Consider the following 26,971-nt stretch of genomic DNA (forward strand, 5'->3'; position numbering starts at 1 on the left):
TGCTTTATGCCGGGAAACCCTTTCGCCAGTCGCTACAAGTCGGCACTAGACGCGAAGCGGCTTCCCGGAGGGTAGCCGCCCAACGCGCTGGCTCACCACCGCAGTGGCTCCCCCACACCCTTACACCCTTACACCCCTCTTTCAAGCTAAGAAAATGAGTTTAAGAACTTACAAAAAACTAATAGCAAAAAATTTTTCTCAAGATTTTAAATCGGCTATCGAAATCATAGAAACTCCTATTCCTGAATCTAATGCTGATGAAATAGTCATTCGCAACAAATTTGCTGGTATCAATAGCGGGTTTGATACATTACTGTGCCAAGGAAAAGTTCCTTACGTTAACTTGACTCCCCCTTTTGATTTAGGAGTAGAAGCTGTTGGCGAAGTGGTAGGTGTAGGAGAGAATATTCAAAATTTTCAAGTTGGTGATGCTGTGGTAACTACTGTGCGTGGTGGTGGTTATCGCGAATACCAAGCTATCAATGCTAACTTAGCAGTAAAGGTACGGGAAGTAACTCCAGAAGTATTAACTTTAATGCCAACAGGAATATCAGCTTTGGTGGCATTAGAAAAAGTAGGGGAGATAAAAAGCAATGAAGTTGTCTTAGTAACAGCAGCAGCAGGAGGAACCGGGCATATTGCAGTACAGTTAGCTAAGTTAGCAGGTAATCACGTCATCGGTACTTGTAGTTCACAAAAAAAAGCAGAGTTGCTTGCAAGTGTGGGATGCGATCGCATTATCAACTACCGCACAGAAAACCTCGATCAAGTTCTCAAACAAGAATATCCTAACGGCATTAATTTAATTTTCGATTGTGTTGGCAGGGAAGTTTTCGATACCTGCTTAGAAAATTTGGCAATTCGCGGACGTTTAGTTGTGGTTGGTTTTATTTCCGAATATGGTAAAAATCTGGAAGAGGTAACACAACCACGCATCTATCACAAACTATTTTGGAAAGCTGCTTCTGTGCGCGGTTTTCTCATGCCTCTTTATCAAGAATATGCAGCCGAAGCACGCGATCGCCTGTTACATCTTTTCTACACCAATCACCTCAAAGTTGCCGTCGATCCAACCCAATTCCAAGGCATAGAATCCATCCCGGCTGCGGTTGAATATTTACTCAGCGGCAAAAATTGCGGCAAAGTTGTTGTGAGGTTTAGTCATTAGTCATTAGTCATTAGTTAGTAGGGGCGGGTTTATTTATGTATCTTCGCCATCTTCGAGAGATTGCTGTTAAAACCCGCCCGTACAGTATTAGTTGGTAGAGACGGGATTAATCTCGTCTGTACATTATCTGTACATTAGTAGTTAATGATATGCAATGGTGCGATCGCTTGTAAATTCAGATCTTGCACCTCACCCATAAAACGCCTAGAACTAAAGTTCCTCTTTTATAGTTCAAGTCAGTTAAAACTGACTGAAAATTTTACTTAGTCTGCTTAAGCAGACTTTAGCTTTAAGCCAAGAAATAAATTTCTTGGCGGACAAGAACTCAGATGCAAGATTTGAGTAAAGTAAAATTCAGCTATTGCACTAAATACTGCCATAAACAGGAACTGCCGCACCTCGAATATCTTTAGCAGCTTCTGAAGCTAAAAAGCAAATGACTTCGGCTAAAGATTCAGGTTTTACCCATTGATCGGCATTTTCTTCACCCATAGACTCGCGGTTAGTGGGAGTGTCGATGACGCTGGGAAGAACAACATTAGCAGTGATATTAGTACCCTTGGTTTCGTCGGCGATCGCTTTTGTGAGAGCAACAACACCAGCTTTAGCAGCACAATATGCCGCCAGTTGCCCAGTTGGTTCTACTGCACCTCTAGAGCCAACAGTAACAATACGTCCGTAACCATTTTGCAACATACTTTTCAGGCTATGTTTGCAAACTAGGAAAGTCGTATTTAAATTTATATCAAAATCACGTCTCCAATTCTCAAAACTGTATTCGTGGGTTTTTCCCATCGAAAAGCCACCCACTAGATGAATCAATACATCGACTCGCGCTATCTGGTTAATGAGATTCTCTACCGAAGCTTCATCTTTTAAATCGGCAGTGACAAATTGAATTCTGGCAAAGTCGGCGGGTGAGAGAATACCTTTAAGTCGCTCGATGTCTTTGGGATTGCGATAGGGAATTGTCACTGCTGTTGCACCTTGCGCCAGAACCGTTGGTGTTACACCTAACCCTAAGCCACCAGTGCCGCCTGTAAGTAAAACGTGCTTGCCCTTTACCACTTTATGCACTCCTTTAGCCTTAAATATCAAGATAGCGCGATCACTACAGTTGTGCTTACACCTACCACGAGTTGGGAATGGTAGCCCAAAAGTTGCGGGAATATGAAGAGGCACGGCGCAATTATCAGCAAGCTTTGGAAATCAAAATCGAATATGGCGATCGCTACAGTTGTGCTTACACCTACCCTCAAAAACTCATTAATTACTACCATTTCTCTATTAAGATGCTCTTAGAGATGATTAGTAACTGGCGGTGCGTTACGGCTAGTTCTTACTTTCTTAAACTTTCAAATCCTTATATAGCCGTAACACACCCTACTTCATATTTACTTTACAAATGACTTCTTAATCTAGCCCGTGCAGGCGGGCTTAGTTCTTATAGCCCAACCCTTCTAGGGTTTGGGCGATACAAAAAATTATCGTTGTGGCAGTGCGATCGCATTTCTTTGGGGTGTGATTCATACAAGTGCGATCAATGGGAACAATAAATAAAAACCAGCCGAAAACCAAATCACTAATATGCTTCCACATCAACACCTAAATTCCCCCTCCCCCCTGCGGGAGGGGTGAGTTAATTTTCTGGTGGCAGGGTTCCAGAATTATTAATGGGTGGTTCGGTATACTCGCAAAATATATTCAGACTAATTTTAAGAATATACAAAACAATAACAGTAGCGATCACTGGATCAATTGGTATGCCATTTGCCCCTGCTATACCTACAAGGGAAACAATTAACCCTGTCAATAATGGCGCGCTTCCCGGATTTTTAGTATATTCGCTAACTTGACCGCGAAAACCATCGTCTCCACAGAGTTCCTTCCGTAATACCTTGAGCGTTACTTCCCAAAGAGATTTTTTCTTTGGCATTGCCATTAAACCGTGCTTTTCTACCCACATATCCTGAAAAGCATTTTTAATGTCACCATTATGCCTTTCCAACTCATCTAATGCGTGCTGTGCGGGTTCGTAATCTTGCAAAATATCTCGCGTTAAATCAATCTCGTGAGCTGTTAATTGAATATCCATTCCTAGCCCCTTTTTTGGACGAACTGCAAATAATCTACAATCTTCGAGCTTGAAATTTCAAAAAACAGTGTGCTTTTCAAATCTTAAAATTCGTGACTTCCAGTCGTCTAAGCTGTGAGTAGTGGGATTGTTTGTTAGGATGCGCTTATGTTTTGCCAAATGTAACAACTTTGCTCCTATCCAAAACAGGTAAATTAAATCCATAGCAACTCACATCCATTCATGTTTGGTGCAACCATGCAAATTACCCAACCTCTCCATACAGCAATTCTGGTTACAGATTTAGAACGCTCCGAACATTTTTATGGCACTGTATTGGGATTAACCAAAGTAGAACGCTCAATGAAATTCCCTGGTGCTTGGTATCAAGTCGGTGAGTATCAAGTTCACCTCATAGTTGCGCCAACTGTCCCCAATGAACCTAAACATGAAAAATGGGGACGCAATCCCCACATTGCTTTTTTAGTTTCCGACTTAGATGCCGCTAAACAGCAGCTTCTAAATTATAACTTTCTAGTGCAACCTAGCGCTTCTGGTCGCCCCGCTATTTTTACCCAAGATCCAGATGGAAATGTGATTGAGTTAAACCAGCAGTGAGTGTGCGACGCGGGGACACAGGAATAAGGGGAGCAGAGGAGAACAACCAGCTACTAACCACTGTACGGGCGGGTTTTAACAATAATCTCTCGAAGATAGCGAAGATACATAAATTAACTCGCACGCGGCTGTGCTACAAGTCGGCTCCGCCGACGGCAGTCGCTTTATGCCGGGAAACCCTTACTTTCGCTTATCCGCCTTCGGCGTCTACGCCAGTCGCTACAAGTCGGCACTAGACGTGTTCGCCGTCAGGCGTTGCGTTAGCTAGCGGCTACCCTCCGGGTAGCCGCTAGGGCGCGCTGGCTCCCCTACTAACCAATGACAAATGACTAATGACTACTCATGAAAATCTTCGCTTATACTTACACCGATCCGCTTCTGGAAAATCCTCCCGATCCCACAACTTGGGAATGGCAGGTAAATCGAATTTATCAAGATTTGGGAGAGCGATCGCAATTAGAACAATTCTTTGCAGACTCCACAACCGATCCACCCGATTGCCTTCTGATTCGCCGTTTGGAAGAATTGGGAGATTCTGTCGAACAAATAAGCGATCGCCTCTCGCAACTAGAAGCACTGGGGATAACGTTGATTGCATTTGAGCAGGGTTACAATTCTTCTGAACAATCTCCCCATCTCCGTGCTGAGTTGCTGAAATTATTACAAGAAATCCAGCATCAGCAACACAGCCGCCGCATTCGCCAAGGACACGCCCGCAACCGTTTAGATGCAACTCCTCCACCCGGTAAAGCTCCTTACGGCTATCGTCGTAGTAGAGATAAATACATCATAGACCGCAGCACTTCCCCAGTAGTCAAAGATTTTTTTGAACACTTCTTACTTTATGGTTCGCTGCGGGGAGCAGTGCGTTACTTGGCAAAAAAATACGGTAAGAAAATTTCTGTTACCACCGGACGACGTTGGTTGACTAATCCAGTGTATCGCGGTAATACAGCTTATCAAAACGGCGAAATTATCCCCAATACTCATCCTCCAATCCTTTCTAAAGAAGAAGCAGCACAAGTCGATCGGCTGTTGCGCCGCAATAGTCGTTTGCCATCGCGAACTGCTAGCGCACCGCGTTCTTTAGCCGGATTGGTAGTTTGTGGCGAATGTCAATCCCACATGGGTGTCTGTCGCGTCACAATTCGCAACCAAGATAAAGAGTATCTTTATCTACGTCCGATTAGTTGTCCTCAACGTCCTAAATGTCGTTCTATTTCCTATCAGCAAGTATTGGATAGTACTATTGGTGCAGTTTGCCGCGATTTGCCGATGGCAGTAGCAAAAATGAATTTTCCCCAGTTGGATGCAGTTAAAGATAATTTAGGAGAAGCGATCGCCCGTCAGCAAGCAATTCTTGAGCAGTTACCCAATTTAGTAGAAACTGGTGTGCTGGATACAGAAACAGCCAAATTAAGAACATACAAACTCCGCACCGAAATATCTGCACTTGAGGCGAAGTTAGCGACTTTACCACCAGTAAATCTGCGTTCTGTCGCTCAAGCTGTTTCTATTCCTCAATTTTGGTTAGATTTATCGGAAGCAGAGCGACGGTTTTATTTTCGCGAATTTATCCGCCAAATAGAAATTCTTCGTCAAGAAAAAGAATGGGAGTTACGAGTTATTTTTATTTTCTGATAGAAAGTAAAGAATTTCCAACTTATCACTCATTACTACATATCTTTATAAGCAACAATAGAATCGGCAACAAATGGAATTAATCTTGAAATAGATTCAAACCCAGGTTTCCAAGGCGCAATAATTTTTTCTACTAACGAACCTGGATATTTTGTCCATTTCCGTAAACCAGCACCAATCACTTTATAGCCACGACGCTGAAAATAACTACGTGGTACATAACTTAAGTGAGCATCAAAATCATTAAACCCAACTATAGTATCTGAACCGTCTCTAAAACATGGATAATTAGGTGTTGAAACTATCACTTTTTTATGAGCAGCATTCTCTAAAGCTTTGAGAAAATCTTCTACTTTTTCTTGTTCAATATGTTCAATGATTTCACACGCCAAAACTGTATCCCATTTTCCCGGTAAGGGTGATGGCAATACCTGATACCACACGTTCCGATAGCATTTCTGTTGAGAACAATATTCTACATTTGCTTGAAACGCATCAATACCATCAACTAATGGAGGTTTATCTAATCCAGCTTCCCAAAAATTAGCTTGAATTAAATTACCCCATCTTCCTAAGCCACAACCAACATCTAGTACTGTTTCTCCTGTAATTAAAGGAACAACTATTGGATCTAGATAAAGTGGAGAAGAACTCATAATTACTCCATATTAAAAATGACATTTTGTCACGATTTTTATAAGTAATTTCATCGAGATTTGTAAGCTAAAAAGCTCAATTAATTTAGAATTAGTTTTTTCATAATTTTGCCAATGGGGTTATTTTTTATTCGTTGCCAGCTAGGTGTTTTTAGCAAACGAGCTGCAAAATCAAGCTTCCGATCTATACTCAACTTACGTATCAAAGCTATGCCAAAATTATTGGGACTTGTATTAACCTCAACTAAATCAAAATGAGAATTATTTTGTAAAAACTTGTCAATAACGAATCTCGGCCCATCCCAGTCACAATCTTCAGGGTAGATATCATGTAATAAGATATATCCTCCAATTGAAACATGAGGATAAAAAAGTATTAAATCGGTAAGACATCCTCTTTTTGTATGATCTCCGTCAATAAACAGGAAATCAATGGGTTCATTAATTATTTCATGATATTTTTTACCCATTTCTTGAGAATTCATTTTATGAAACTTAATTCGATGGGAAAGTTGAGCAGTAGCGACAGATTCTTGGGCAAATTCAAGAGGATTACTCAAATATCCATACCGATGAGGTAGCCACGGCATAATATCATCAAATAAATCAACCGAGTGAATAGTTGCTGGGTTTCCTATTTGCTCTAAGCCAGCAGCCATCCATATAGTAGAAATACCTGTAAAACAACCAATCTCTAAAACATTTTTGGGTTTAATATTGCAAACTAAACTTTTCAGAAATTCCCCTTGCTCTGGTGATAAAGGAGAAGGATAATTAAAAGTTTTTTGATACATTTTAGTTAAAGTAATAGCCCAAGGAGATGTGCTATTTTTTAACCAGTCTGGGATTCTATAATAGTTGCGATCGCCTGTTATACCTTGAAATGAAAAATATTTATCAAAGAAGTCTTCAAGAGTATTTTTGGGAATATGTATGACATTCTGTAGTTTAACTGTATTAAAATTTTTATCTTTGACAAATGCTATCACATCTTCCGGTGTAACTCTGAGAATTTGAGATAATTCCTCGCTAGAGTAAAAAGTTTCATTATCATAATCTACAGGCATAATTTACCTCTTCTCTAATTTTGAAATTCAAACTTTATTTTGTGCCGAAAAATATTGGCTTTATCTAGATAAAGTAGAAAATAACTACAATGTAAACAAAAATGTTTTAATCAACTCCGAATCTAGTTGTAGGGTGTGTTGTCGCCAAGCACAACGCACCACATTAGATTCTGTATGCATTATGCCTAATGCCTATCAAGCATCCGATGCAAATCTTAGCCAACCATAGATAAAGAATTAGCTATCTGTTTCTCAAACACACCAAGCGATCGCACTACAGCCTGATCCATGTCGTAGTACTTATATTCAGCCAACCGCCCTACAAAGATGACTGTACCGTTCAGTTTCTCTACCTCTTTGAGATAAAGATCCAACCGCTCGCGATTCTCCTCACGAGGTATGGGATAATAGGGGTCGTTTTTCCCTGGTACGTAAGCTTGAGGATATTCCATCACTAAAGTAGTTTTGGGTGAGGTTTGCCCCGACAAATATTTTTGTTCTGTAATGCGGGTGATGTTGTACTCGTTGGGGTAATTAACCGTACCTACTTCTTGATAATATTCTTGATCCAAAGTATCAAACTGAAAGCGTAAACTACGATAAGGCAACTCACCATACATATAATCAAAGAAGGTATCAATCGGCCCAGTACAGATGATCCGGTTAAACTTAACGTCATTAATAATTTCCCGGTAATCTGCGTTCAGGAGTACCTTGATGTTGGGGTGAGCAAGCATTCGGCGAAACATCTCGGTATAACCGTGCTTTGGCATAGCCTGATATCTATCCTGAAAATAACGGTTATCCCGACTGATATAAACTGGAACACGTCCTGTTACTCCACGATCCAATTCTTCGGGTTTTAACTCCCACTGCTTCATTGTGTAGTGGAGAAAAACATTTTCATAAATGTAGTTGGCTAAAAAATCTAAATCTCCACTTGCACTTTCACGCAATTTGAGAATAGGAACTTTAACTCCAAAACCGAAGTGTTCTAAAAGCAAATTCTCCAACTTCTCTGCATAGCGTGGGGGAAAAAGAGCATAGAGAGAATTTAAATTAAAAGGAATAGGCACTTTCTTGCCTTCCACTACTCCCAACACATGATGATAGTAGTGTCTCCATTCAGTAAATTGAGAGAGATAATCCCAAGCTTTTTTAGACTTAGTATGAAAGATATGAGGGCCATATTTATGTACTAAGATACCATGCTCATTATAGGAATCGTAAGCATTACCGCCGATGTGATCTCGCCGTTCTACAATCAGCACTCGTTGTGCCAATTGAGTTGCAATTCTCTCAGCTAGCACGCAGCCTGAATATCCAGCCCCTATAATTAGCCAATCTGCTTTCATGCTGCTTCTCCTTGTCTAAAATAAGTTGAATCTTGAAACTTTGTTTTACTTTTGAGGTTCGAGATACTCTTGCCAAAATTGCATAGAGGTTAAATCGTTGAACGCTTTTTTCCACTCTGCATTAACACTTGACCATTTCAAACTATTTTTAATTACAGAGTTAAACCAAGAAAATAAAATATCAACTCCAGCTTTTTGCTCCAATTCATACTGATAAGAATTAGGATTTTCTTCTATGATATAAAGAATTCTTTTTTTAGCTAAGGCTTTACAAATTGAGTCACGTTCTTTGTCTTTGATACCTAATCTAATTACTGCACTTTCATTGGCAATTAAGAATCGCGGTAGTAAGTGACCATTAAGTGTTAACAAGCTAATCATTTTTTGAAATTTTCCAGCTTTAGTAATTTGATAACCTTCCGTGTTGGCAACATAATTAACTAGTATAGTTTGGTTTTTATAAGTTTTACTGGAATCAACAATCTTGGAATGCAGTAAATCTGGAGTATTATTTGTAATGAAATTGGGGCCTTGCATATAATCTTCAAAACCTTTGACTACCATTTGTGCAGAATTGTAATCAAAGATGAATAAATAATAGAGTATATTGTTTGTGAAAGTTTTAACTGTTTTCACGTATTCCAAAGAACTATGAATTGAATTGGTTATTAAGTGATTGCGAATATAATAGTAGAAATCCCAAATAGGTCTTTTAGCATAAAAAGGTTCGTGCCACACAGCTATAGACGGAAAAGCCACTATTCCATTCTCAAAATGTTCGTTAATTCTTAAACCAAATTCCATGTCATCTATTTTGATAAACAAGGGAAGTGGTAATCCAATTTTTTCGACGATTTCTTTAGAAAAGCCAAAAAACCAAAACCCCCCATAATCTATATTGTCTTCTACTAAAAGTGAGTTAAGCGTGGTAGTGTTTTGTAAATCAAGATTGTGTTTGAGAGGATAGCCTGTGAATTTATCCTGCTTGATGTTTCCTTCGTCATCGATGGATTTGTTATATATTGCTCCTGCTTCATACAAAATGTGTTTTTTGTATAAATCCAACATACTACCAGCTACAGCAAAATCCTGATTCGCATATTCATACAAAGAAAAAAGCCTATAAATAGCTTCACTATCTAACTCGATATCGTCATCCATAAACAAGAAGTGGGTATAAACGCCTTCTTGTAATGCTTCAATCAATCCTTTAGTAAAACCACCACTTCCACCGACATTGCGATTAGGAATTAGCTGCACTCTATAGTCTTTAAAATCACTCGAATTCAGAGTTTTACCATTATCTACTACAAAAACTTTGAATTTTTTATCCTGCAAAAACCTGTCTTGCAAAATAGTGTTGACTGTCTTTTTTACATAAACTTCTTTTTTGAATGTACAAGTGATGATAGCTAATGATACATCCCGATGCTTTTCTTGTTCAGTTACAATTAATCCTTCTGTAAATAAACCTTGTTGACTAAGACAAGTTATTTCCAGATAAATGCGACCAGCTTTTTGATTTTGCTTGAGTTCTGGCAAGATAATTTTTACATAATCTGATAATTGACAATTCTTAATCTTTTGACTGTAAATAAGTTCTCTGGTACTTAATTCCGAAGTTTCTCGATAAGCAAAAACTTCAAAATCTCCCTCTAATTTTAGTAAATAATGAAGTGAATTTATAGAGGTATATTTTGTATAGTGTTTTTCATATATTGAATTGAAATAAGTGTTCAAAGATATAGTACTATCTTCATGTAAAACAATTTGATTGCTGTCTTCATTCAAATTAATTGATATATTATTAACAACCTTGAAGTATAAATCAGAAATCTCAAAGTTTTGAGGAAATTGAACTCTGCTAACTATGTTCATATGCTTCCTACCTTTTAGGCGTGTTTACTAAGAAAATGTTGTCAAATCTCAAATGCCAATCTTGGAAATTTACTTAGGCAAAGCATTTTACCTTCTGCCTACTGCCTTAACTTGCTGTAAATACTGGTGGGTATAATCTACAAATGGTTGATAAGCTGCTTGAGGAGATAGCTTGGCGATCGCGTACCTGTGAGCTTGTTCCTCCATCCACTGACGCTTTTCTTTTTTGGTTATAACTGTGTGTATGGCTGCTGCGAAATCTTCAGGCGTATCTGCTACCAGAACAGCACTACCAACAACCTCTTGTAGTCCTTGAACGCCTACACTGGTAGAAATACAAGCGCGCCCATAGGACATTGCCTCTACAAGTTTAATTTTCAGCCCGCTACCAGCCAATAAAGGAATCAGACAGAGTTCAGCCGCGCTGTATTCTGCTTCCAAATCGTCAACTCTACCTAAAAAGCGAACATTTGGATAATTTCCTTGAATTAAATTACACACAAGACCACATACGTGGAGAGTCAGATTGGGCATTGACTCTATAACCCTTAGCCACACATCCTCAAGAAACCACTTAAGACCATAGTAGTTGTGATCTGCACCACTACCTACAAATAGGCAACGACCGGGTACTTGCTTGTCGGTATGAGAGTGATATATTGCAGATATGGGCATCGAAATGACATCACACTGAGATACCATTTCCTTAAAAAACTTAGCATCCTCTTCCTGAATAGCTAGCAGCACTTGTGCTTTACGTAACTGTACAACTTCCTTATTCCTATCCCATTCTGAAATATCTATGTGTGCTCCGATTTGTTTTAAATCTGCAACTCTTCTATGAAGAATGTCATGTGTTAATATGACTTTTAATATTGATACATCAGTAGAAATAACATCAAACACATTACTTAGCCAAGCGTAATTAGCTACTACAACATCTGGCTTAAATCTAGCAAACTGTGAACCTGCAAAAGCTACTTCCTCTGGAGTTGCCAAAATATCCCACTTTTGAGTAAAAATCACATATAAAGGCTTTATCTGTCGTTTATTTCTGGCAGAACGGTAAATGTTTTTTAACTTTTCTGGTAAGCGATCATAAGCCAATCGTAATAACTCAATTAACCAATCTGATAAAGAGTTAAATCTAAGCAGAAGACGACCTATTCTCAAGTTATTTTTAACTGACACATTAGCAAGTGTTGCCAGTGTAGGCGGAATGATATACCAGGGAGTTCTACCATTAGGTGATGAATTAATAAGTACATACTCAATTTCATAACCAGCTTGCCGCAAGTACTGCATAAAATCAAGTATATAAGTAGAATTACCAGCAGTGTTCTCGACAGGAATATCTCTACTAATAAATTGAATTTTGATATGTCGATTAATACTTTCTCTCAACATATATTTAACTACCATTATCAGTTTTAAGCTTGCTGTAATTATTAATAAATAGCTTAATTAAAATTTTAAAATTAATAAAACTAACTATCTAATTAAGCATTTTCTCTAATAAATCTAGAACTTTTTTGTTATACTCTTTGGCAAAAATATAGGCATTTTGTGAGAGATGACTAGACAATATTGGATTTGTCATAACTTGAATGATAGATTGAGCAAATTCATCTAAATTGTTAGCAATGATAAAAGCTTTATTAGCTCCTTGCTCCAGCCCTTTAGCACCTTCAGGTGTTGTAATCAAGACTTTAGATTGTCCTAAAGCTTCAATAGTTTTGATTTTTAAACCTGTCCCAAATAGAATAGGGTTAATAACTATATCAGCAGTATCATAAACCTCGTCTATGTTCTGCATATATCCAAGTTTTATGCATCCGTCAGTATCCTCTACTACTTCACAAATATTTCCTGCGATCGCTAGTTGAACATCAGGAAGCTTTGCTCTAACTTTTGGTAAAACTTCTCTAATAAAGTAGCCAAAGCTATGAATATTGATTTCATTTCTAGAAGCTACATAAAGAATTTTTCTGCGAAGCGATACTATCTGTTTTGGTCTACGCAGGGGAACGGTATGACCTATAGTGATAACTTTGTTTCCTACTAGCTTTTTAAAATATTCTTCTTCTTCTTTTTGTACGGCTATAACTAAATCTGCTCGGCAAAGCCCCTTTATTTCCTCTTTAATAGTTGTAGAGTACCAATAATATTGTTGACCGTTATTTTTATATAAATTCACTCGATCATTGAATATATCGTGGGTATCAATTATTTTCAAAACATCTTTACTAAAATATTTTAGAGCTTTGGAGAAAAATACATATTCAACAATTACAATATCAGGCTTAATTTTTGTTTGTAATTCTACTAAAAACTGATTAATAGAATTGTCATACCAATCATCCACTGTACCAGGGAATTTAGGATAGTTGGTTAGAAAACATCTTAATTTTCTAATAATTCTTGCAATTAAACTTCGTTTTCTGTGCCAGCAATCTGTGTAAGGTAAAGAGTAGAAATTTTCCCCCCAAGTTTGGCGCATCAAATCTTCATCTGCTATCTCCTGCTGAATGTACAAAAAATGTACTTCATGACCTAGATTTTTTAGGTTTATTAACAAATTATAAATTCTAGTTCGATTACCTGCATTTTGAGGATGGGAGGGAACAGGAGATATTACTAGTACTTTTTTTGATGTACTAGTTACTTTATTTTGACTGAAAAAAACAGGAGCTGTATCCAAAATACAACTTTGAAACATAGAAATTTCCTTTTATCTATTTTCTGCTTTAGAATTCTGGGTTAAACAATTGAAAAATTTTACAACCATTCAACTTGCCAAGCTTTTTCCGATAACTTAGCTTTCCTCCTTCCAGTGGCTTCAGCTTGAATAATTAGTAAATCCATAGGAGTGATTAACAAGTCTAAAAGAGTAGCTTTACCTATAATCATTTTCGCAACATTAATCGGCAATTCTTTTAGTAGCCAACCTATCCAGCGATAGGAGTAGTCTTTAATGTTCCATATATTTTGGAAGACATCGGTACCATAGAGTTCTTTCAAATATTGATGAGAACAACCGTAGCGGTGAAATTGGTTTGTAAGTTCCCGTAGATTCACACGGTGACGGTGCTGAACTACGGCTTGATCTGCACAATAAAACTGCCAAGAGCTTTGGCGTTGAATTCGCCAACATATGTCAGCATCTCCACCCGTTGTCAGGTAGGGGCGAAACAGCCCAATCTCTCGCAAAGTTTGGCGGCGAATAGCAAGATTAGCTCCGGCGGCATAGGGACAGAATGGATGCATTGCTGCGTCTTTATGAGACAATATGTTTTTGCGCTCTGCATACTTTTCAAGAAGTGTTTTACCGGGTAGAGCAATAACTCCACCACCAACTAAACCAACTGTGGGATTGGCAAAGGGTTGAACAATGGCATACAACCAATCTGGCTGGGGACGGCAATCAGCATCGGTAAAGACGATAATTTCACCACTGCTAGTACGAATGCCAGCATTGCGAGCAGCGTATGAACTTTGAATTTTATTTTCGCTTTGGTAGCGAATTTTTATTCCCTGCTGTTGTGCATCTTCACTCTTTTGTTTGATAATTTCGGCTGTGTGATCGCCACTGCCATTGTCTACCAAGATATACTCGACGCGATCGCACGGATAAGTTTGCATACACAAACAATTTATCAAGTCTGGTAAGTCTGCTTCACCGTTATAAATTGGGACAACAACCGAAACCTTGGGCAAAAATGCTTCATTATTTAAACTATCTGTTTGATTGCTAACCATATTTCACACAAGCTCATACTTTATGTTTGATAGCAAAGCTCAACGAATCTTTTTCTTGTTTTCACTCCACAATATCCCCCACATAAATTATGACTTTACGACTGATTTAGATAAGTGAAATTTTCTTCTGATTGATAATAAACCTTGAGTAACAAGTCACTTTTTAGATAAGTGACAATGCTACCAATAGCAAAAATAAGCTCCAAACCTATTACTATTGGTACTGCTAAAGGTAGTAAACCAGAGCGACTTTTATCTTCTTGTAAAACAGCATGAATTTTCTGATTATCAAACGGTTTAATTCTCTTAATTGTCGAGAGCATACCCTTAATTTTCTGAGCTAGTGTCCAATTTAAATCCGTAGATAATTGAGCATAATCAACCAGCTCCGAATTTTTTGTCAAAAGATACTTGATGTGCTCTTTCAAAACGCGATCGCGCCCCATTAATAAATAACGCCAAATACAAAAAGATAATGTTGGTGGTTCGTGGGTAGCTTGGGCTTTTGGATGTTTCCAGATTTTGTTTTCCTGTAGGCAATGAAGAGAGTAACAGTGTATATCACAGTTGCCTCGGTAAAGCGGTAAATTAGTCGGAATGGGATATTGCAAGAGAAAATCACGACGAAAGGCAACAGCATTTAGAAAATAGTAGTCTGATATATATGGTTCCTCTTGATATGAAAAGCGCGGGAAGAAGTAGTGCATAGCTATGGCAAGTTCATAAGCATTCCTTACAGGTGTACTCGTCTCGCCGGCAACAACATTAATTTCACCGCTTTGCATGAAAGGAGTGAGTATATTCCTCAGCCAATTTGAGACATAGACACAATCTGAGTCACAATAAACAATGATTTCACCCGTAGTAAGAGTAGCACCAAGCATTTTTGCTTCGTAGTAGCCTAATCCTGGTGCTTTTTGTAAAGTAATCCAGGGATATTTAGAAGATATTTCATCTATCACTTCTTGTGGTGCATAGCCACCATCAATGATTAAAAATTCATTAGCTTGCTCAGGTGAAATATCCTGGGCAGCAATTGAAGCTAAACTTCTGTAGATATTATCAAGCTCTATACTTGAAAGATTTTCGGTTTCAAATATAATCGAAAAACTAGGCAATTTTGTCTCTATTGATTGCTTAACTTGTTCTTGACTGAGAGATTTCATAGTATTTACCTCTCCTTATTTAGAAATCTGATTTGTGGTTACTATATTTTCTTTCATTAACAAACAAATTGAAGCATTGTGAGGATGTATTATTTTCCACTTGCGTGGTTGATAGAACAAACATCTGCTGATACTTTCTTCTCTTCCCTCTACTCGAAACTGAAAGGATTCCACTGCATCGAGATGATACATTCTCTCCTTTTTCGCATATACATCCATGATGTAAATTCCCAGCTTTAAACCCATGTAGGGCATTTCTAGTTGAATTTCATTTTCACCAGGTAATAGGTAGATATTATTTTTGTCTTTTAAGTTGTTAATAAGTAAAATTGTGTCTCCTCCTTCTCCTAGACCTTTGATAGCGAATGTAATACTAACATCCTCAAGTTTTTTAAGTACTTTACATTTAATACATAAAAATGTTTGTTCCCCACTAATCGGCGATTCAATTATTTCACCTTGACTATTTCTAAAAAATAGAGATTGTATTTCTAAACCAAAACTTTCTCTTTTCCGCAAAAAGGGAATTAATTTTGTTCCTACTTCTGATTCATTTAAAAATAAATCCCTTTCGTACTGATTAATAATTGAACCTGCATCATCATATCCAAGAAACTCACCTTGTTTCAGGTAAACCGCAGATTCGCATACAGTGAGAATAGAATGGGCATCATGACTAACTAAAATAAAAGATGTGCCTTTTTGACGCAAATCGTGCAATTTCTGAAAACACTTGCCTCTAAATCGACTATCTCCTACAGCTAATACTTCATCAATTAAAAGAACATCTGGCTCAGTATGAATCGCACTAGCAAAACCTAAGCGTGCTGCCATCCCAGAACTATAACTCTGTACTGGTGCATCAATCGCATCTCCTATTTCTGCAAACTTTACAACTTCATCAAATCGCTCATTTATTTCCTTTGTAGATAAACCCAAAATTGACATATTGGCATAAATATTTTCTCGCCCAGTCAAAATAGGATTAAATCCAGCCCCTAAGGCAATTAAAGGTGCTATCCGACCATTAACTTCTACAAAACCAGTATCGGGTTTAATCAGCCCGGCAATAATCCGCAATAGGGTAGATTTTCCACTGCCATTTTTACCAACTAAACCGAGTGCTTCTCCTCGATGCAATTGAAAATTAACATCTTTCAATACCCAAAATTCTTTTGGTCGAAGCATATCGTTTTTCTCTCGCAAACCAAGTACTTCAGAAGCGATATCCTGAATACCATAGAATAGCGATCGCCTTAAATCTCGACAAAACTTTTTCGCAACTCCATTAACCGAAAGAACTACTTCACCATCATTTTTGTACGATTTTGCTGAAATTTCCTGCTCATCAATATTAATCATCATTAAGAACTCATTCTTTCAACTACATAAGGCATTGCTAGACGATAGATAATCCAAGCTAAAAGTAATCCCACAATTGCAATTAGGCTGGCTATCCAAAATCCTTGTGGATCGGATATAACACCTGTTGTTGCCAACTCCCGTGTTGTTACTAGCAAAGGTGTAACAGGATTTAGGTTGACAATGGAGCCAAATATTCCATGATTGGGAACTGGATAGACTACTGGGGTAAGAAATAACCAAAATCCAGTTATTAAGGTTATCCCCATTGAAAAATCTTGATAGAGAGCGCTTAGTGGAGCCAACAGCAAACCAAAAAAAGTTCCTAGCAATACCAAATGAATTAAGGCGACTGGCGCTAAAAAAACATTCCAAGTTATTGGAATTTGATACCAGATAAACAAGCCCACAATCAGAATTAATTTGATGCCAAAATTGAAAAAAACTTCACCTAATTTGGCAACAATCAGCGCTTCTCTGGGAAAATTAATTCTAGAGAGCATCATCTTAGCAGCTGTTACTGCTTGAGGTGGCCCGTTCAGCGCTTCGACAAAAGTTTGCCACAACGTCATGCTGAACATGACGTAAGCAGGATAGGGCAAGTCTGTGGCACCGATGTTGACAACTCCACCTCCTTGAGCAAGGGTAAAGCCAACTGCCATGACTATCGGAGGTATGATTGCCCAGAAAATACCTAAAAATGACTGACGGTATTTAGCTCTGATATCTCGAATCATCAGCCGCCAAGCCAACTCTCGTGATGCTAACAAATCCCGCCCCATTTCTTTGAATAACCGAAGCGGATGCCTCATTCGACTTTCAGGGCGATGCACTATTGTGTGGACTCTTGGAGCTACTTTTTGAACTGTATTTTGTCTCAAATACTGCTGACTTTTGTCCATCATGATTAATTTGAATCACTAATTAGATTGAGACACCAAATATGCGTCGGCGTAAGATATGAGTTAAACTCCGCACTCCATCGTAGCCATTAGCACCAAACCAACGGATCATAGCGATCGCTAAACTCAAACGCAGATATTTTTCAGAAAAGAACACTTGTGAATAATGTAGAAAAGCTTGTTGACGTAAATGAATCGCCTTTTTGTAGTCTCCTTCATCTACAGCAAGCCATGCTAAACCAAAAAATATACTGGCATAACACTGATTTCTCAAATACAACTGCTCTAGAGGAACAGATGCAAATGCTTTCTCGACAACCTGGCGAAGCTCCTTAATCATGCCTTGGCGGTTTCTAGAGAAACTATTGGGAAGTTGCCGATAGCGGACTAAAGGTTCTTTGACGACTGCTATAGGATAGCGATAAGCAATGCGAACCCACATATCTAAATCTGGTGCATAAGCCAAATTCCGATCAAACAGCCCGACAGTATCAAAGCAACTCCGTCTCACCAGTGGTGAACTTCCACTAGAAATTGGATCATTTTCTAGCAATTTATTCCATACTTTACCTTCAAGATGGGAAGCAAAAATTCTACCTGTAGGATTGTTTTCTTTATCAACTAAAAGCGTCCAAGTATATACCAAACCTACTGTTGGTTGCTCATCTAAACAACGTATCTGTTTTTCTAGTTTTGCTGGCTCCCACAAATCATCAGCATCTAGAAAAGCTATATACTTTCCCTGAGCATTAGTGATGCCTGTATTGCGTGCTGCCGAGACACGTTGGTTTGGTTGCGTAATCAATTTTACGCGTGGATCTTTGAGTTCAGAAGCCCATTCCAAAATGTTATCTGTACTGCCATCATTAACAATCAAGATTTCAAAATCAGTGAAAGTTTGCCGCAAAACACTTTCTAAAGTTTCTGGCAAAAAAGCCATAGCATTGTAGGCAGGAATGACAACAGTAACTTTTGGCATATTTGAACTCCTGAAAAGTTGATTATTGGCATTGGTAGGAACGGGTTTTACTGATAATCTTGCTGATCAAACCGATTATTTATCTTTTAAACCCGCCCGTACAGTTGTTATTAGGTAGAAAAAAAGACATTATTTTGTTTATTTTTGCCAAACTGACGGGTGATTTAGATCCCCGACTCCTTGTAGAAGTCAGGAATCTTGAACCCAACTTCTTTTGACTCCACCTTTTGCCTCAAAATAAAGTCCTGCAATTGTTTGCCTATTACCTGAGGTGAAAAGTATTCCTCTATGCGGCGACGAGCGCGCTTACCTAACTCGCATCCCCAAGCTTCATCATCCAAAACACGACCGAGTGCTTGTGCTAGTGCAGTTGCATCTTCCCTTGGCACAACTAAACCACCAGAAATCTCTCCTCCTTCTAAGATGTCGGGAATACCAGGAGCATCAGCTGCAACTACGGGCAAGCCACAAGCCATTGCTTCTAGTGGTGCGACAGGAAAACCTTCTTGCCGAGAAGCCAGAGTGTAAACATCTGCCGCCGAGAGATAGAGCCGAAGTCTTGAGTGATCGTTGACAAATTCGTCTTGCCAGATCACGCCTTGTAAGTTCATATTTGCAATACATTGGCGCAATTTGTTTGCGTCTGGGCCTGTTCCTACTAGGAGTAACCTTAGGTTTCGGTGGGGGCGATCGCGACAAATTTTCTCCCAAGCGGCTACCAGAATGTCTAGCCCTTTGCGATGAAAATCTATCCGACCATGACATACTACTATCTGAGCATCCATTGGAATGCCAAGTGCAGAACGTGCCTGAGTACGAGCAATGGGATACCAGGTTCCCGTATCCATTGGAGTGAAAATCCGGGCTATTTTAGTAGGCGGTAGTTGATAGCGATCGCGAACCCGTTCAATCTCTTTTTGCGTTGAGATAATTACACCTGTACATCCTCGCAATGCCATCTGTCGCAGGGGGTATTCCAGGAAACTGTGTGTTTTGTCACCTCCTTGAAAACTAGCAAATACTGGTAAATTCATTAACTTTCCCAAAAGTACGCAAGCATCAAAGCGGGCATACTCATACTCTTGACATAAAATCGCCTCACAACCCTCGTTTCTAATTTCCTGAATAAGTAAGCCTAGTGGTGTAGACAAGTAAGTTCCCATACTCTGAGCTAGATTCTTAAGTGTTGTCAGCAGGGAACGACGGGTGGCATTTGAGTCTTGAATCTCTGTGAATGTTTTTCCCTCACTCACACCGTAAAATTTGAGTGCTTGATGTCGCACCATACGGTAACCAAGATAGCTTTTGGGAGCAGGCAGCACGCAGATGGTGGCACCAGTAGGCACATGGGTGAAGCGTGAAACTTCAGCAACACGAGCGGAAATGCAGAATAGCACTGTCCGTACACCAACCAGTTTCAGCGTATTGATGTAGCCAAACATCCAGCTACCGACAAACTCATGACAGTAAGTCTCAAATGAAATATGAATGTGATCTAAAAAATCATCTATCAGATCCATGCAATGCAGTAATGCGATCGCTGGTTCTTTATTTTGATTTGAGATTAGTGATTCTTGTTTAACAACGTCAGGCGCTAGCATATTTTTATATTCCAACATAATTATTAAATCTCACAGTTATCTTTGGGTTTTGATGTTTGAGAAAATGCGTAAACAGCGAATATTTTTATAATATTATTTATAGTTATTGAGTAGTTTTATCAATAATTTTAAAACTATTTATAGAATCTAAATTTGGAAAACTTAAAATCTGTCGGCGTAGAGCATAAGCAAGTTCTAGCAATTTGCTATAGCTATCATTTCCAAATAATTGCAGTGCTATTATGGCCACACTCAAGCGTATATTCTCGTGAGAATAGCGTAGATGAGGGTAGTAGGAAATAGCTTTTTGTCGATAATAACGTGCTAGTTTGTAATCTCTACAACTACTTTGTAAAGCTTTCCAAGCTAAACAAAGGTTAGCATAACCGTAACTGTGTTTTTTTAAGTACAGTAGCTTTGGTGGTACAGAGTGGAACGCCTTTTCAATTACAAAAAGAAATGCTTGTTCCAGCACCCGAATATTTTTAGAGAGGCTGTTAGGAACTTGCCGATAATAATAAAGAGCTTCCTTGATAACAGCAAAATGATAATGAGCGGAGATACGAATCCACATATCCCAATCCTCAGCAAAATTTAAATGCGGTTCAAATCCCCCGACATTTTGCAAACAACAACGACGAACCATAACAGAAGAACAAGCTACCATATTTTTCTCAAGTAATTGCTGCCAAGTATTACCTTCAGCATTGGAAGTCATCACTCTACCGTTAGATTTACCTTTGCAATCAATTAAAGCCATCCAGGTATGTACCAAGCCGACTGACGGATTTTGATCAAGACAAATAACTTGTTTTTCTAACTTTGTCGGTGTCCATAAATCATCAGCATCTAGGAATGCCACATATTCTCCTTGAGCGTAGGCAATACCTGTGTTGCGTGCTAATGATACACCTTGATTTTCTTGCGAAATTAATTTCACCCGTGGATCTTCTAGTTCAGATACCCACTGCACAATCTGATCCGAGCTACCGTCATCAACAATTAAGACTTCAAAATCTGTAAAAGTCTGCCTCAAAACACTCTCTACTGTTTCTGGCAAATAGGTCATTGCATTATAGGCTGGAATAATAATAGAAACTTTTGGCATAAGTTAAACCTTAAGATAGAAAAGAAAAAAACTAACAATTAAGAGTTAATTGATACTGACAGATGTTCTAAAACATCTACTCCTTTATCTAAAACAGGAGTCGAATTAATATTTAAGATGCGAATAACTCTTGCAGGATTCCCAGCAACCACAGCACCTGCGGGGACATCTTTGACAACTACAGAACCAGCCCCAATAACAGCATTATCACCAATAACAACTGAACCAATAATGACAACATTGGAGCCAATATCTACATTATTTCCAATTTTTGGACATCTACTGTAGGAACCATCGGCTAGTTTTTTGTTACCAATTGTTGTTGAATGCCTGAGAGTGCAATTAGTTCCGATGATAGTTTCATGATTGACGACCAAAGCCACGCTATGACTCAGTTTAAGATTGGCTCCTACTTGTGTATCCCAAGGTAATTCAACCTTTAATATCCAATCTACTACTAATTGATAAAAGACTCTATAAAAAGTAGAAAATAAGGAAAAAGGTGTAGGTAAATGGCCAAATAATTGTGCTGAACGAAACATCAATAATATGAAACGGGACTTGGTACTAGTATCGTCATTTACTTGCCAATCTTGCGTAATATAATTTATGAATGTACTCATATCTAGAATGAACTCCATTAATGATATTTTCAGAAGATTTAATTTCATGTGATATGAGAGTAATGACTCAAAGATTTTTAATGCTTGAGCAAAATCAGCTACTTTGTAAGTAAGTAATACTCGTACTATCTCCTGAAAAATTTACTAGTAGATACTGAGTGTTCCAAAGTCTGAGTTTCGTTCCAATTCCACCCAGCTACAGCAAATACAGACCACCAGTAGAAAAAGGTAGGGGTTTGACTCCAGATGTTTTCAGTAACCATTGCTACTGGCATAGAGAAAAAAATAGCTAACATAATGAAACACAGGTTGCGCTTTGCACTTCCACGAGGTGCTGAATAGATTAACTGAACAAGACGCACACCCTGGGCAATCAAAAAGATTACAAAACTTACTAAACCCATAATCCCTCCTTCTATCAATGCTCTGAGGTAATCATTATGGGGATAAGCTCCATTGCCAGCCACTGGAATACTCAACCCCAAACCGTAACCTAAAATTGGGTGGTGCTGCCAACGGTTCAGGATTAAATTCCATTGAGCAAGCCGCCAGTTGAAGCTATTCATGTCTCCTTGTGACAGCAGAATTGCCCGTGATATATCCATGTCTGGATTAAGTAGCGGTGTGTTAGCAATTGAGGAGATGCGATGTTGTCCATACTCTGAACTGACAAATAGTCCCATAACTAAGGCAATCAGTAGCATCCCACCGATGAGGGTGATTGGGCTTAATCTCGGTGCAATCAAAACAAGCACAAAAACAGAAAGCATCATTAAGCCAAATAGGGATTTAGTGCTTGCATAGCAGAGTACCAGCAAGCCTAACAAACAAAGCCAGGGTAAGCGTTGCCTAGATTGATTTAGTTTCCACCACGTTAAACCGATAAATAGCAATAAAAAGCTGACAAAGGCATTGGGATGACCAATAGTCCCTTTGATTCGACCATCACCAGCTGCTAAGAAGGGAGGTAGGAGGGAAGGTAGAAACATCTGCATTAATGCTACTGCAATTGGTATGACTAAAGCTAGGAACAAGCTAGAAATAACTTTTTCGGGAGGGAGTCTATCTTTAAGTTGCATTACCAATAAGTAAACCATAGCCCAAGAAAATAGACGTACCCACTCGCGGATAGCTTCTGGCAAAAACGAAGCATCTAATCCCAAACCTCCTACAGGTAAGAGTATTACCCATAAGCCTTGTAACATCACCCAGCCAGCAAAGAACCACCAAAAGCCATCAGTATGTACACTTTTGCCTATTAGTAACCTTACCGTTACATACAGCAAAGTTAAGAAAATGAAGCCGATGCCAAATGCAGCCGGTATTTGTTGAGCAGAGAAAACATCAAGAGAACTACGCAAAATCAATAAACACAGTACAGCTTGCTCAAATCTGGCAAAGAAAAAGATAAGTGTCGGCACCGCAATGAGAGCCAATACCAGTAATAGCGGTTTAGCTCCTGCAAGAAATCCTGCAACTATACCAACTCCTACACCTGCCAACCCAACCAAGAGTGCCAGACGAGAGGAATGACTTGAGGTTTGATCGGACAACATACTTTATCTAAACCTTGAACCGTTATGAGAATTTCTATTAGCACCTCCCAGATTGGCTAAACGTCTGAAAGGACTCGGCGATCGCGGTTGGTAACCATTTACGGGATAGCGGTAATATTGTTCGGTGTGATTTGTGATTCCATTCACAACTACTCCCATAATTGGTATTTGGTTGTGTGTTAATTCTGATACAGCCCTTTGTAAAATCTCCTTAATTGTAAAACCAGGACGTGCTACGAGCAGAACTCCATCACTTTGCCGACTCAATGTATGTGCATCAGCACAAGCACTCAGAGGAGGAGTATCTAAAATAACGCAGTCATATTGTTGAGCTGCTTCTGCCAACAGAGACTTCATCGCATCTGATTCTAGTAACTGCAAAGGGCGTCCGTGCAATTCACCGCAAGTCAACACAGATAAATTCTCAATCCTAGTTGGCTGCACTGTTTGCTGTAAGGTTCTCTCTCCATAAATCAAATCGGTAATCCCTGGCTGGGGAGCTAAGTTAAATAGTGTATGTTGCACAGGACGACGCAAATCTGCATCAATCAGGAGTGTGCGCCGAGACAACATTGCACAAACAGCAGCTAGGTGTGAAGCAACTACAGATTTACCCTCTCCCGATATGGTGCTGCTAACCACAATCTGTCGCAACGGCTCAGTACTGCGAAACTCCAAATTTTTGAAGAGCATCCGGTAAGGCTCAATCAAGGCACTATTATCCAAGAATCGCTCAGATGGTTCAAGCATAAGAGTTTTGGCAGGCAAATGCGGCAACACTCCTAGCAATGGCAGATTCAGCAGTTCTTCTGCTTCGGAAGCATCCTTTAAAGTGTTATCCATTAGCTCTAGTAGCAGGACAACTCCTGTGGCTAAAGCAGCTCCGAACACAGCAGCGATCGCCAGCACAACTTTTTTATGGGGCGAGGTGGGTTGCAGTGGAATTTGAGCGGCTTCGATAATTTGAATGTTCCCTACTAGCTGGGCTTCTGCAATCCGTGCTTCTTCCAGTTTGCTTTGCAGCAATTTCAAAGATGCTGCACTTTCTTCCCGTTGTCGGATTAGTGGCGTCAGCTTTTGCTGTCTAATTGGTAATTGTGCCAAGCGAGTTTGCAGATTGGCACGATTTGCTTGCACAACTTTGAGCTTATTTTCAACTGCCAGGCGCTCAACATCATTTACCAGCAGTTGGGAAGTCAGATCTTGACTGATGCGATCACTAGCTACAGCAGTTTCAGGGATGGCTTGATTTTGAGGTGATACGCGCGCTAGTTCCTTTTGATATAGAGCACGTAATCCGTCTCTTTGTTGTACGAGTTTAATGGCAGTGGGGTGGTTGTCTGTAAAGTACAAGCCAGTCTCAATTACTTTTGTCTCCAACTCTGCCAACTTAGCACGCAACATCTTAAGTTCTTCGTTTTGTCCGCCACGTACAGATGCGTAGGCTTGATTGAGGGCTTTGGCGTCTGTGACTTGTCGCAGCGAAGCCTCTTTTGAGCGCAATTCTTGGAGTTGAGCGCTGAGGGTACCTTCTTGTTCTTCCAAGGTGGCGAGGCTATTTACTAAACTCTTGGTTTGTTCATCAAAGGAAACAATACCACTGTCTTGTCTGTATTTATTTTCAATCAGTTCAGCTTTCTCCAAGCGTTGTCTGGCTTCTGGCACCTGTTGTTGTAAAAACTTCCGCACGTTGGCAGCTTCTTGGCGAATGATTTGCGTATTATCCTCAACCATTGCCTGAGAAACGGCATTAACTAGCTTGGTAGCAAGTGCAGGATCTTTGTCTTGATAGCTCACCTCTAAAATATTGGTAGCTGGAACAATTTTCACTTTCAAGCCTTGACGAACTTTCTCAGGCGTAAGTGGAGTTGAAAGCGAATTACTGTTTAACTGAGGAACTACTCTGGAGATCGCTCTACGCAGAACACGTTGAGACTTAATTAATTCTGCTTGATCGGCTAACGGGCTAGGCCCACCTGGTATATTCGTTGGCATCTGGGTAAGATCGCGTCCTAAGTCAGAAACACTCACCCTTTTGTCGTCAAGCATGAGTCGGGCTGAAGTTTGATAACGATGGGGAGCCACTTGCAGATAGGCGATCGCTCCACCAATCACGGCAGCGAACGTAGCCAAGGCAGGGAAAGCACGCCGCTTAAATACCAAGAGTAAAGATGAAAAGTCTTTTTCCATTACATATACCCTAAAAGGTAAAGATAGTAGCTGATAGAGCAACTATGTTAGTTGTGGGATGTCTACTAGCTCAGTGGAGTTCAAAAGATTTGTATATAGTTTCAAGGTTTCAGAAGTAATGCGATCCCAACTGTAGTTAAGTTGCACGTATCTTTGTGCATTCTTAGCCATTGCCGTCATTTTTGTGGGATGGTGAATTGCCCAATCTAGAGAATGAATACAAGAGTTAAGGTTTCCAGTTTCAAAAAGCATTCCTCGTTCTCTACCAATTAATTGTTCATGGGGAGGAATGTCGCTTGCTACGACTGGTATACTCTCTTGCATTGCCTCTAACATTGCCAGAGGTAATCCTTCCAAATCCGAAGGCAGTACAAACAACCCTGCACCCCGAACAATTTCCCAAAGACGAATACCTCTGAGTTCGCCTGCAAAGACGATATTGTGATCGTTTGCTATCTTTTCTAGGAGCTTGGTGGTGAAAGATTTTGTATCACTGATGCCTCCAGCTAGAACTAGTTTCCATCCCTTTGGTTTCAAATTACTAAAGGCTTCGATAAGCAAATCAGGACGTTTTTCCGGTACCAGTCTACCCAAGAATAGCAGATAGCGTCCCTGCTCCAAGCCGAGCTGAGTTCCGTAGGTAAAATTTGGATCTGATTTACCGTAGCTCGCTGGAGCATTAGGGATGTAAACTGTATCTCTACCGTAGGTTTGCAGAAAGTAGAATTTCAGAGCATCCGAGACAACAATGATGCTATGAGCAAAACGTACTGCTGCTTTTTCCCCGGTATGAATTAAGCGAGTAGAAAAACTGCCCCACTTGGCACGTTGCCAATCTAAACCCTGACAGGTAACTACCACCTTGGCAGGAGTGGTAAATTTAGCTAAACCAGTAAATAGAGATGGGCCCAGAGCATGGAAATGAATGATATCGTATTTATTGCCAGCAGATGCGATCGCACCAAGAGCTGAGGTAATTAAAGCGTCTGCTCCTCTGAGTTGCACACTGGGTAAAGAAATGACTCGCACTCCTTGAAAGTCACACTGGTGAAGCCAGGAACCCTGAGTATAGGAAGAGCGAGCGAATAAATCCACAGTATGACCTTGTGCTACTATACGCGGATACAATTCTGCACAGTAATGTTCGATCCCACCCTGTTTAGGAGGTAATCCTTTTGCACCAATTACAGCAATCTTCATGTCAGTTACACTTGTGCTAAATGTACAAACTTGTAAGTAAAAGACTTTTTCCGCCTACTTTCTAGAGG

Annotated in this window: 24 protein-coding genes and 1 pseudogene; 5 read left to right on the top strand and 20 right to left on the bottom strand. The window is 39.5% G+C overall.

Features of this window, described 5'->3' with window-relative positions; genetic code table 11:
• Window positions 1–154 precede the first annotated feature (154 nt).
• Complete coding sequence (locus QUB80_RS12810) at window positions 155–1,168, top strand: zinc-binding dehydrogenase (protein WP_289789896.1); 1,014 nt, start codon at window positions 155–157, stop codon at window positions 1,166–1,168.
• Between the two features lie 366 nt (window positions 1,169–1,534).
• Here the strand turns inward: QUB80_RS12810 and fabG are convergent, their stop codons facing one another.
• Window positions 1,535–2,236, bottom strand: coding sequence for a 3-oxoacyl-ACP reductase FabG (gene fabG, locus QUB80_RS12815; RefSeq protein WP_289789897.1), 702 nt, complete (start codon window positions 2,234–2,236; stop codon window positions 1,535–1,537).
• Between the two features lie 38 nt (window positions 2,237–2,274).
• Between fabG and QUB80_RS35225 the strand changes: the two are divergent.
• Window positions 2,275–2,427 (top strand): annotated as a pseudogene (locus QUB80_RS35225) (tetratricopeptide repeat protein); the annotation flags it as partial.
• Window positions 2,428–2,605: 178 nt separating this feature from the next.
• Here the strand turns inward: QUB80_RS35225 and QUB80_RS12825 are convergent.
• Both QUB80_RS12825 and QUB80_RS12830 read right to left on the bottom strand, forming a co-directional pair.
• Entirely contained in the window at window positions 2,606–2,773 is a 168-nt protein-coding gene (locus QUB80_RS12825; RefSeq protein WP_289789898.1) for a hypothetical protein, read from the bottom strand.
• 34 nt (window positions 2,774–2,807) lie between these two features.
• The gene (locus QUB80_RS12830; RefSeq protein ID WP_289789899.1) at window positions 2,808–3,263 is read right to left on the bottom strand and encodes a hypothetical protein; all 456 of its coding nucleotides are present in this window, start codon (window positions 3,261–3,263) and stop codon (window positions 2,808–2,810) included.
• Between the two features lie 237 nt (window positions 3,264–3,500).
• Here QUB80_RS12830 and QUB80_RS12835 point away from each other — a divergent pair, with 237 nt between their 5' ends.
• The 3 genes from QUB80_RS12835 to QUB80_RS12845 all read left to right on the top strand — a co-directional run bounded on the left by QUB80_RS12835 (window position 3,501) and on the right by QUB80_RS12845 (window position 5,501).
• The gene (locus QUB80_RS12835; protein ID WP_289789900.1) at window positions 3,501–3,860 is read left to right on the top strand and encodes a VOC family protein; all 360 of its coding nucleotides are present in this window, start codon (window positions 3,501–3,503) and stop codon (window positions 3,858–3,860) included.
• Entirely contained in the window at window positions 3,857–4,096 is a 240-nt protein-coding gene (locus QUB80_RS12840) for a hypothetical protein (RefSeq protein ID WP_289789901.1), read from the top strand. Before QUB80_RS12835 ends, QUB80_RS12840 begins: the two co-directional genes overlap by 4 nt.
• A gap of 106 nt (window positions 4,097–4,202) precedes the next feature.
• Window positions 4,203–5,501, top strand: coding sequence for a recombinase family protein (locus tag QUB80_RS12845; RefSeq protein WP_289789902.1), 1,299 nt, complete (start codon window positions 4,203–4,205; stop codon window positions 5,499–5,501).
• 35 nt (window positions 5,502–5,536) lie between these two features.
• On the opposite strand, the gene QUB80_RS12850 is transcribed toward QUB80_RS12845, so the two are convergent.
• The 17 genes from QUB80_RS12850 to QUB80_RS12930 form a co-directional block, all read right to left on the bottom strand.
• On the bottom strand, window positions 5,537–6,157 hold the full coding sequence (locus QUB80_RS12850; RefSeq protein ID WP_289789903.1) for a class I SAM-dependent methyltransferase: 621 nt from the start codon (window positions 6,155–6,157) through the stop codon (window positions 5,537–5,539).
• Window positions 6,158–6,237: 80 nt separating this feature from the next.
• Window positions 6,238–7,224: a CmcI family methyltransferase gene (locus QUB80_RS12855; protein ID WP_289789904.1), complete on the bottom strand. Its 987-nt coding sequence runs from the start codon at window positions 7,222–7,224 to the stop codon at window positions 6,238–6,240.
• Between the two features lie 215 nt (window positions 7,225–7,439).
• Window positions 7,440–8,579: a UDP-galactopyranose mutase gene (gene glf, locus QUB80_RS12860; protein WP_289789905.1), complete on the bottom strand. Its 1,140-nt coding sequence runs from the start codon at window positions 8,577–8,579 to the stop codon at window positions 7,440–7,442.
• A 45-nt stretch (window positions 8,580–8,624) separates the two neighbouring features.
• Window positions 8,625–10,457 carry a glycosyltransferase gene (locus QUB80_RS12865; protein ID WP_289789906.1) on the bottom strand — a complete coding sequence of 611 codons (1,833 nt, stop codon included), beginning with the start codon at window positions 10,455–10,457 and terminating at the stop codon, window positions 8,625–8,627.
• Window positions 10,458–10,544: 87 nt separating this feature from the next.
• The gene (locus QUB80_RS12870; RefSeq protein WP_289789907.1) at window positions 10,545–11,864 is read right to left on the bottom strand and encodes a glycosyltransferase; all 1,320 of its coding nucleotides are present in this window, start codon (window positions 11,862–11,864) and stop codon (window positions 10,545–10,547) included.
• A gap of 88 nt (window positions 11,865–11,952) precedes the next feature.
• A complete protein-coding gene (locus QUB80_RS12875; RefSeq protein WP_289789908.1) occupies window positions 11,953–13,176 on the bottom strand; it encodes a glycosyltransferase family 4 protein in 1,224 nt (407 codons plus the stop codon).
• Between the two features lie 59 nt (window positions 13,177–13,235).
• Window positions 13,236–14,216, bottom strand: a complete 981-nt coding sequence (locus QUB80_RS12880) for a glycosyltransferase family 2 protein (RefSeq protein WP_289789909.1) — start codon at window positions 14,214–14,216, stop codon at window positions 13,236–13,238.
• Between the two features lie 95 nt (window positions 14,217–14,311).
• Window positions 14,312–15,382 carry a glycosyltransferase family A protein gene (locus tag QUB80_RS12885; protein WP_289789910.1) on the bottom strand — a complete coding sequence of 357 codons (1,071 nt, stop codon included), beginning with the start codon at window positions 15,380–15,382 and terminating at the stop codon, window positions 14,312–14,314.
• Window positions 15,383–15,397: 15 nt separating this feature from the next.
• Window positions 15,398–16,744, bottom strand: coding sequence for an ABC transporter ATP-binding protein (locus QUB80_RS12890; RefSeq protein ID WP_289790262.1), 1,347 nt, complete (start codon window positions 16,742–16,744; stop codon window positions 15,398–15,400).
• 2 nt (window positions 16,745–16,746) lie between these two features.
• Window positions 16,747–17,646 carry an ABC transporter permease gene (locus tag QUB80_RS12895; RefSeq protein ID WP_289790263.1) on the bottom strand — a complete coding sequence of 300 codons (900 nt, stop codon included), beginning with the start codon at window positions 17,644–17,646 and terminating at the stop codon, window positions 16,747–16,749.
• Window positions 17,647–17,668: 22 nt separating this feature from the next.
• Entirely contained in the window at window positions 17,669–18,625 is a 957-nt protein-coding gene (locus QUB80_RS12900) for a glycosyltransferase family 2 protein (RefSeq protein WP_289789911.1), read from the bottom strand.
• A 164-nt stretch (window positions 18,626–18,789) separates the two neighbouring features.
• Window positions 18,790–20,226, bottom strand: coding sequence for a glycosyltransferase family 4 protein (locus QUB80_RS12905; RefSeq protein WP_289789912.1), 1,437 nt, complete (start codon window positions 20,224–20,226; stop codon window positions 18,790–18,792).
• Between the two features lie 103 nt (window positions 20,227–20,329).
• A complete protein-coding gene (locus QUB80_RS12910; RefSeq protein ID WP_289789913.1) occupies window positions 20,330–21,334 on the bottom strand; it encodes a glycosyltransferase family 2 protein in 1,005 nt (334 codons plus the stop codon).
• Between the two features lie 38 nt (window positions 21,335–21,372).
• Window positions 21,373–21,957, bottom strand: a complete 585-nt coding sequence (locus tag QUB80_RS12915) for a serine acetyltransferase (RefSeq protein WP_289789914.1) — start codon at window positions 21,955–21,957, stop codon at window positions 21,373–21,375.
• Window positions 21,958–22,082: 125 nt separating this feature from the next.
• Complete coding sequence (locus tag QUB80_RS12920; protein ID WP_289789915.1) at window positions 22,083–23,513, bottom strand: O-antigen ligase family protein; 1,431 nt, start codon at window positions 23,511–23,513, stop codon at window positions 22,083–22,085.
• A gap of 3 nt (window positions 23,514–23,516) precedes the next feature.
• On the bottom strand, window positions 23,517–25,703 hold the full coding sequence (locus tag QUB80_RS12925) for a GumC family protein (RefSeq protein WP_289789916.1): 2,187 nt from the start codon (window positions 25,701–25,703) through the stop codon (window positions 23,517–23,519).
• A gap of 42 nt (window positions 25,704–25,745) precedes the next feature.
• Window positions 25,746–26,903 (bottom strand): glycosyltransferase family 4 protein, encoded by a 1,158-nt coding sequence (locus QUB80_RS12930; protein WP_289789917.1) that lies wholly within the window; start codon window positions 26,901–26,903, stop codon window positions 25,746–25,748.
• Window positions 26,904–26,971 lie beyond the last annotated feature (68 nt).

The organism is Chlorogloeopsis sp. ULAP01, assembly GCF_030381805.1.
In the GTDB taxonomy this organism is placed as follows: Bacteria; Cyanobacteriota; Cyanobacteriia; order Cyanobacteriales; family Nostocaceae; genus Chlorogloeopsis.

What these genes read in the sequence shown, in the direction of transcription:
- QUB80_RS12920 (WP_289789915.1), bottom strand. Translation starts at nt 23,513, where the DNA reads ATGTTGTCCGATCAAACCTCAAGTCATTCCTCTCGTCTGGCACTCTTG.
- QUB80_RS12870 (WP_289789907.1), bottom strand. Translation starts at nt 11,864, where the DNA reads ATGTTGAGAGAAAGTATTAATCGACATATCAAAATTCAATTTATTAGT.
- QUB80_RS12930 (WP_289789917.1), bottom strand. Translation starts at nt 26,903, where the DNA reads ATGAAGATTGCTGTAATTGGTGCAAAAGGATTACCTCCTAAACAGGGT.
- QUB80_RS12910 (WP_289789913.1), bottom strand. Translation starts at nt 21,334, where the DNA reads ATGCCAAAAGTTTCTATTATTATTCCAGCCTATAATGCAATGACCTAT.
- QUB80_RS12845 (WP_289789902.1), top strand. Translation starts at nt 4,203, where the DNA reads ATGAAAATCTTCGCTTATACTTACACCGATCCGCTTCTGGAAAATCCT.
- QUB80_RS12810 (WP_289789896.1), top strand. Translation starts at nt 155, where the DNA reads ATGAGTTTAAGAACTTACAAAAAACTAATAGCAAAAAATTTTTCTCAA.
- QUB80_RS12865 (WP_289789906.1), bottom strand. Translation starts at nt 10,457, where the DNA reads ATGAACATAGTTAGCAGAGTTCAATTTCCTCAAAACTTTGAGATTTCT.
- QUB80_RS12885 (WP_289789910.1), bottom strand. Translation starts at nt 15,382, where the DNA reads ATGAAATCTCTCAGTCAAGAACAAGTTAAGCAATCAATAGAGACAAAA.
- QUB80_RS12835 (WP_289789900.1), top strand. Translation starts at nt 3,501, where the DNA reads ATGCAAATTACCCAACCTCTCCATACAGCAATTCTGGTTACAGATTTA.
- QUB80_RS12905 (WP_289789912.1), bottom strand. Translation starts at nt 20,226, where the DNA reads ATGCTAGCGCCTGACGTTGTTAAACAAGAATCACTAATCTCAAATCAA.
- QUB80_RS12900 (WP_289789911.1), bottom strand. Translation starts at nt 18,625, where the DNA reads ATGCCAAAAGTTACTGTTGTCATTCCTGCCTACAATGCTATGGCTTTT.
- QUB80_RS12890 (WP_289790262.1), bottom strand. Translation starts at nt 16,744, where the DNA reads ATGATTAATATTGATGAGCAGGAAATTTCAGCAAAATCGTACAAAAAT.
- QUB80_RS12895 (WP_289790263.1), bottom strand. Translation starts at nt 17,646, where the DNA reads ATGGACAAAAGTCAGCAGTATTTGAGACAAAATACAGTTCAAAAAGTA.
- QUB80_RS12915 (WP_289789914.1), bottom strand. Translation starts at nt 21,957, where the DNA reads ATGAGTACATTCATAAATTATATTACGCAAGATTGGCAAGTAAATGAC.
- QUB80_RS12875 (WP_289789908.1), bottom strand. Translation starts at nt 13,176, where the DNA reads ATGTTTCAAAGTTGTATTTTGGATACAGCTCCTGTTTTTTTCAGTCAA.
- QUB80_RS12850 (WP_289789903.1), bottom strand. Translation starts at nt 6,157, where the DNA reads ATGAGTTCTTCTCCACTTTATCTAGATCCAATAGTTGTTCCTTTAATT.
- QUB80_RS12880 (WP_289789909.1), bottom strand. Translation starts at nt 14,216, where the DNA reads ATGGTTAGCAATCAAACAGATAGTTTAAATAATGAAGCATTTTTGCCC.
- QUB80_RS12925 (WP_289789916.1), bottom strand. Translation starts at nt 25,703, where the DNA reads ATGGAAAAAGACTTTTCATCTTTACTCTTGGTATTTAAGCGGCGTGCT.
- glf (WP_289789905.1), bottom strand. Translation starts at nt 8,579, where the DNA reads ATGAAAGCAGATTGGCTAATTATAGGGGCTGGATATTCAGGCTGCGTG.
- QUB80_RS12830 (WP_289789899.1), bottom strand. Translation starts at nt 3,263, where the DNA reads ATGGATATTCAATTAACAGCTCACGAGATTGATTTAACGCGAGATATT.
- QUB80_RS12855 (WP_289789904.1), bottom strand. Translation starts at nt 7,224, where the DNA reads ATGCCTGTAGATTATGATAATGAAACTTTTTACTCTAGCGAGGAATTA.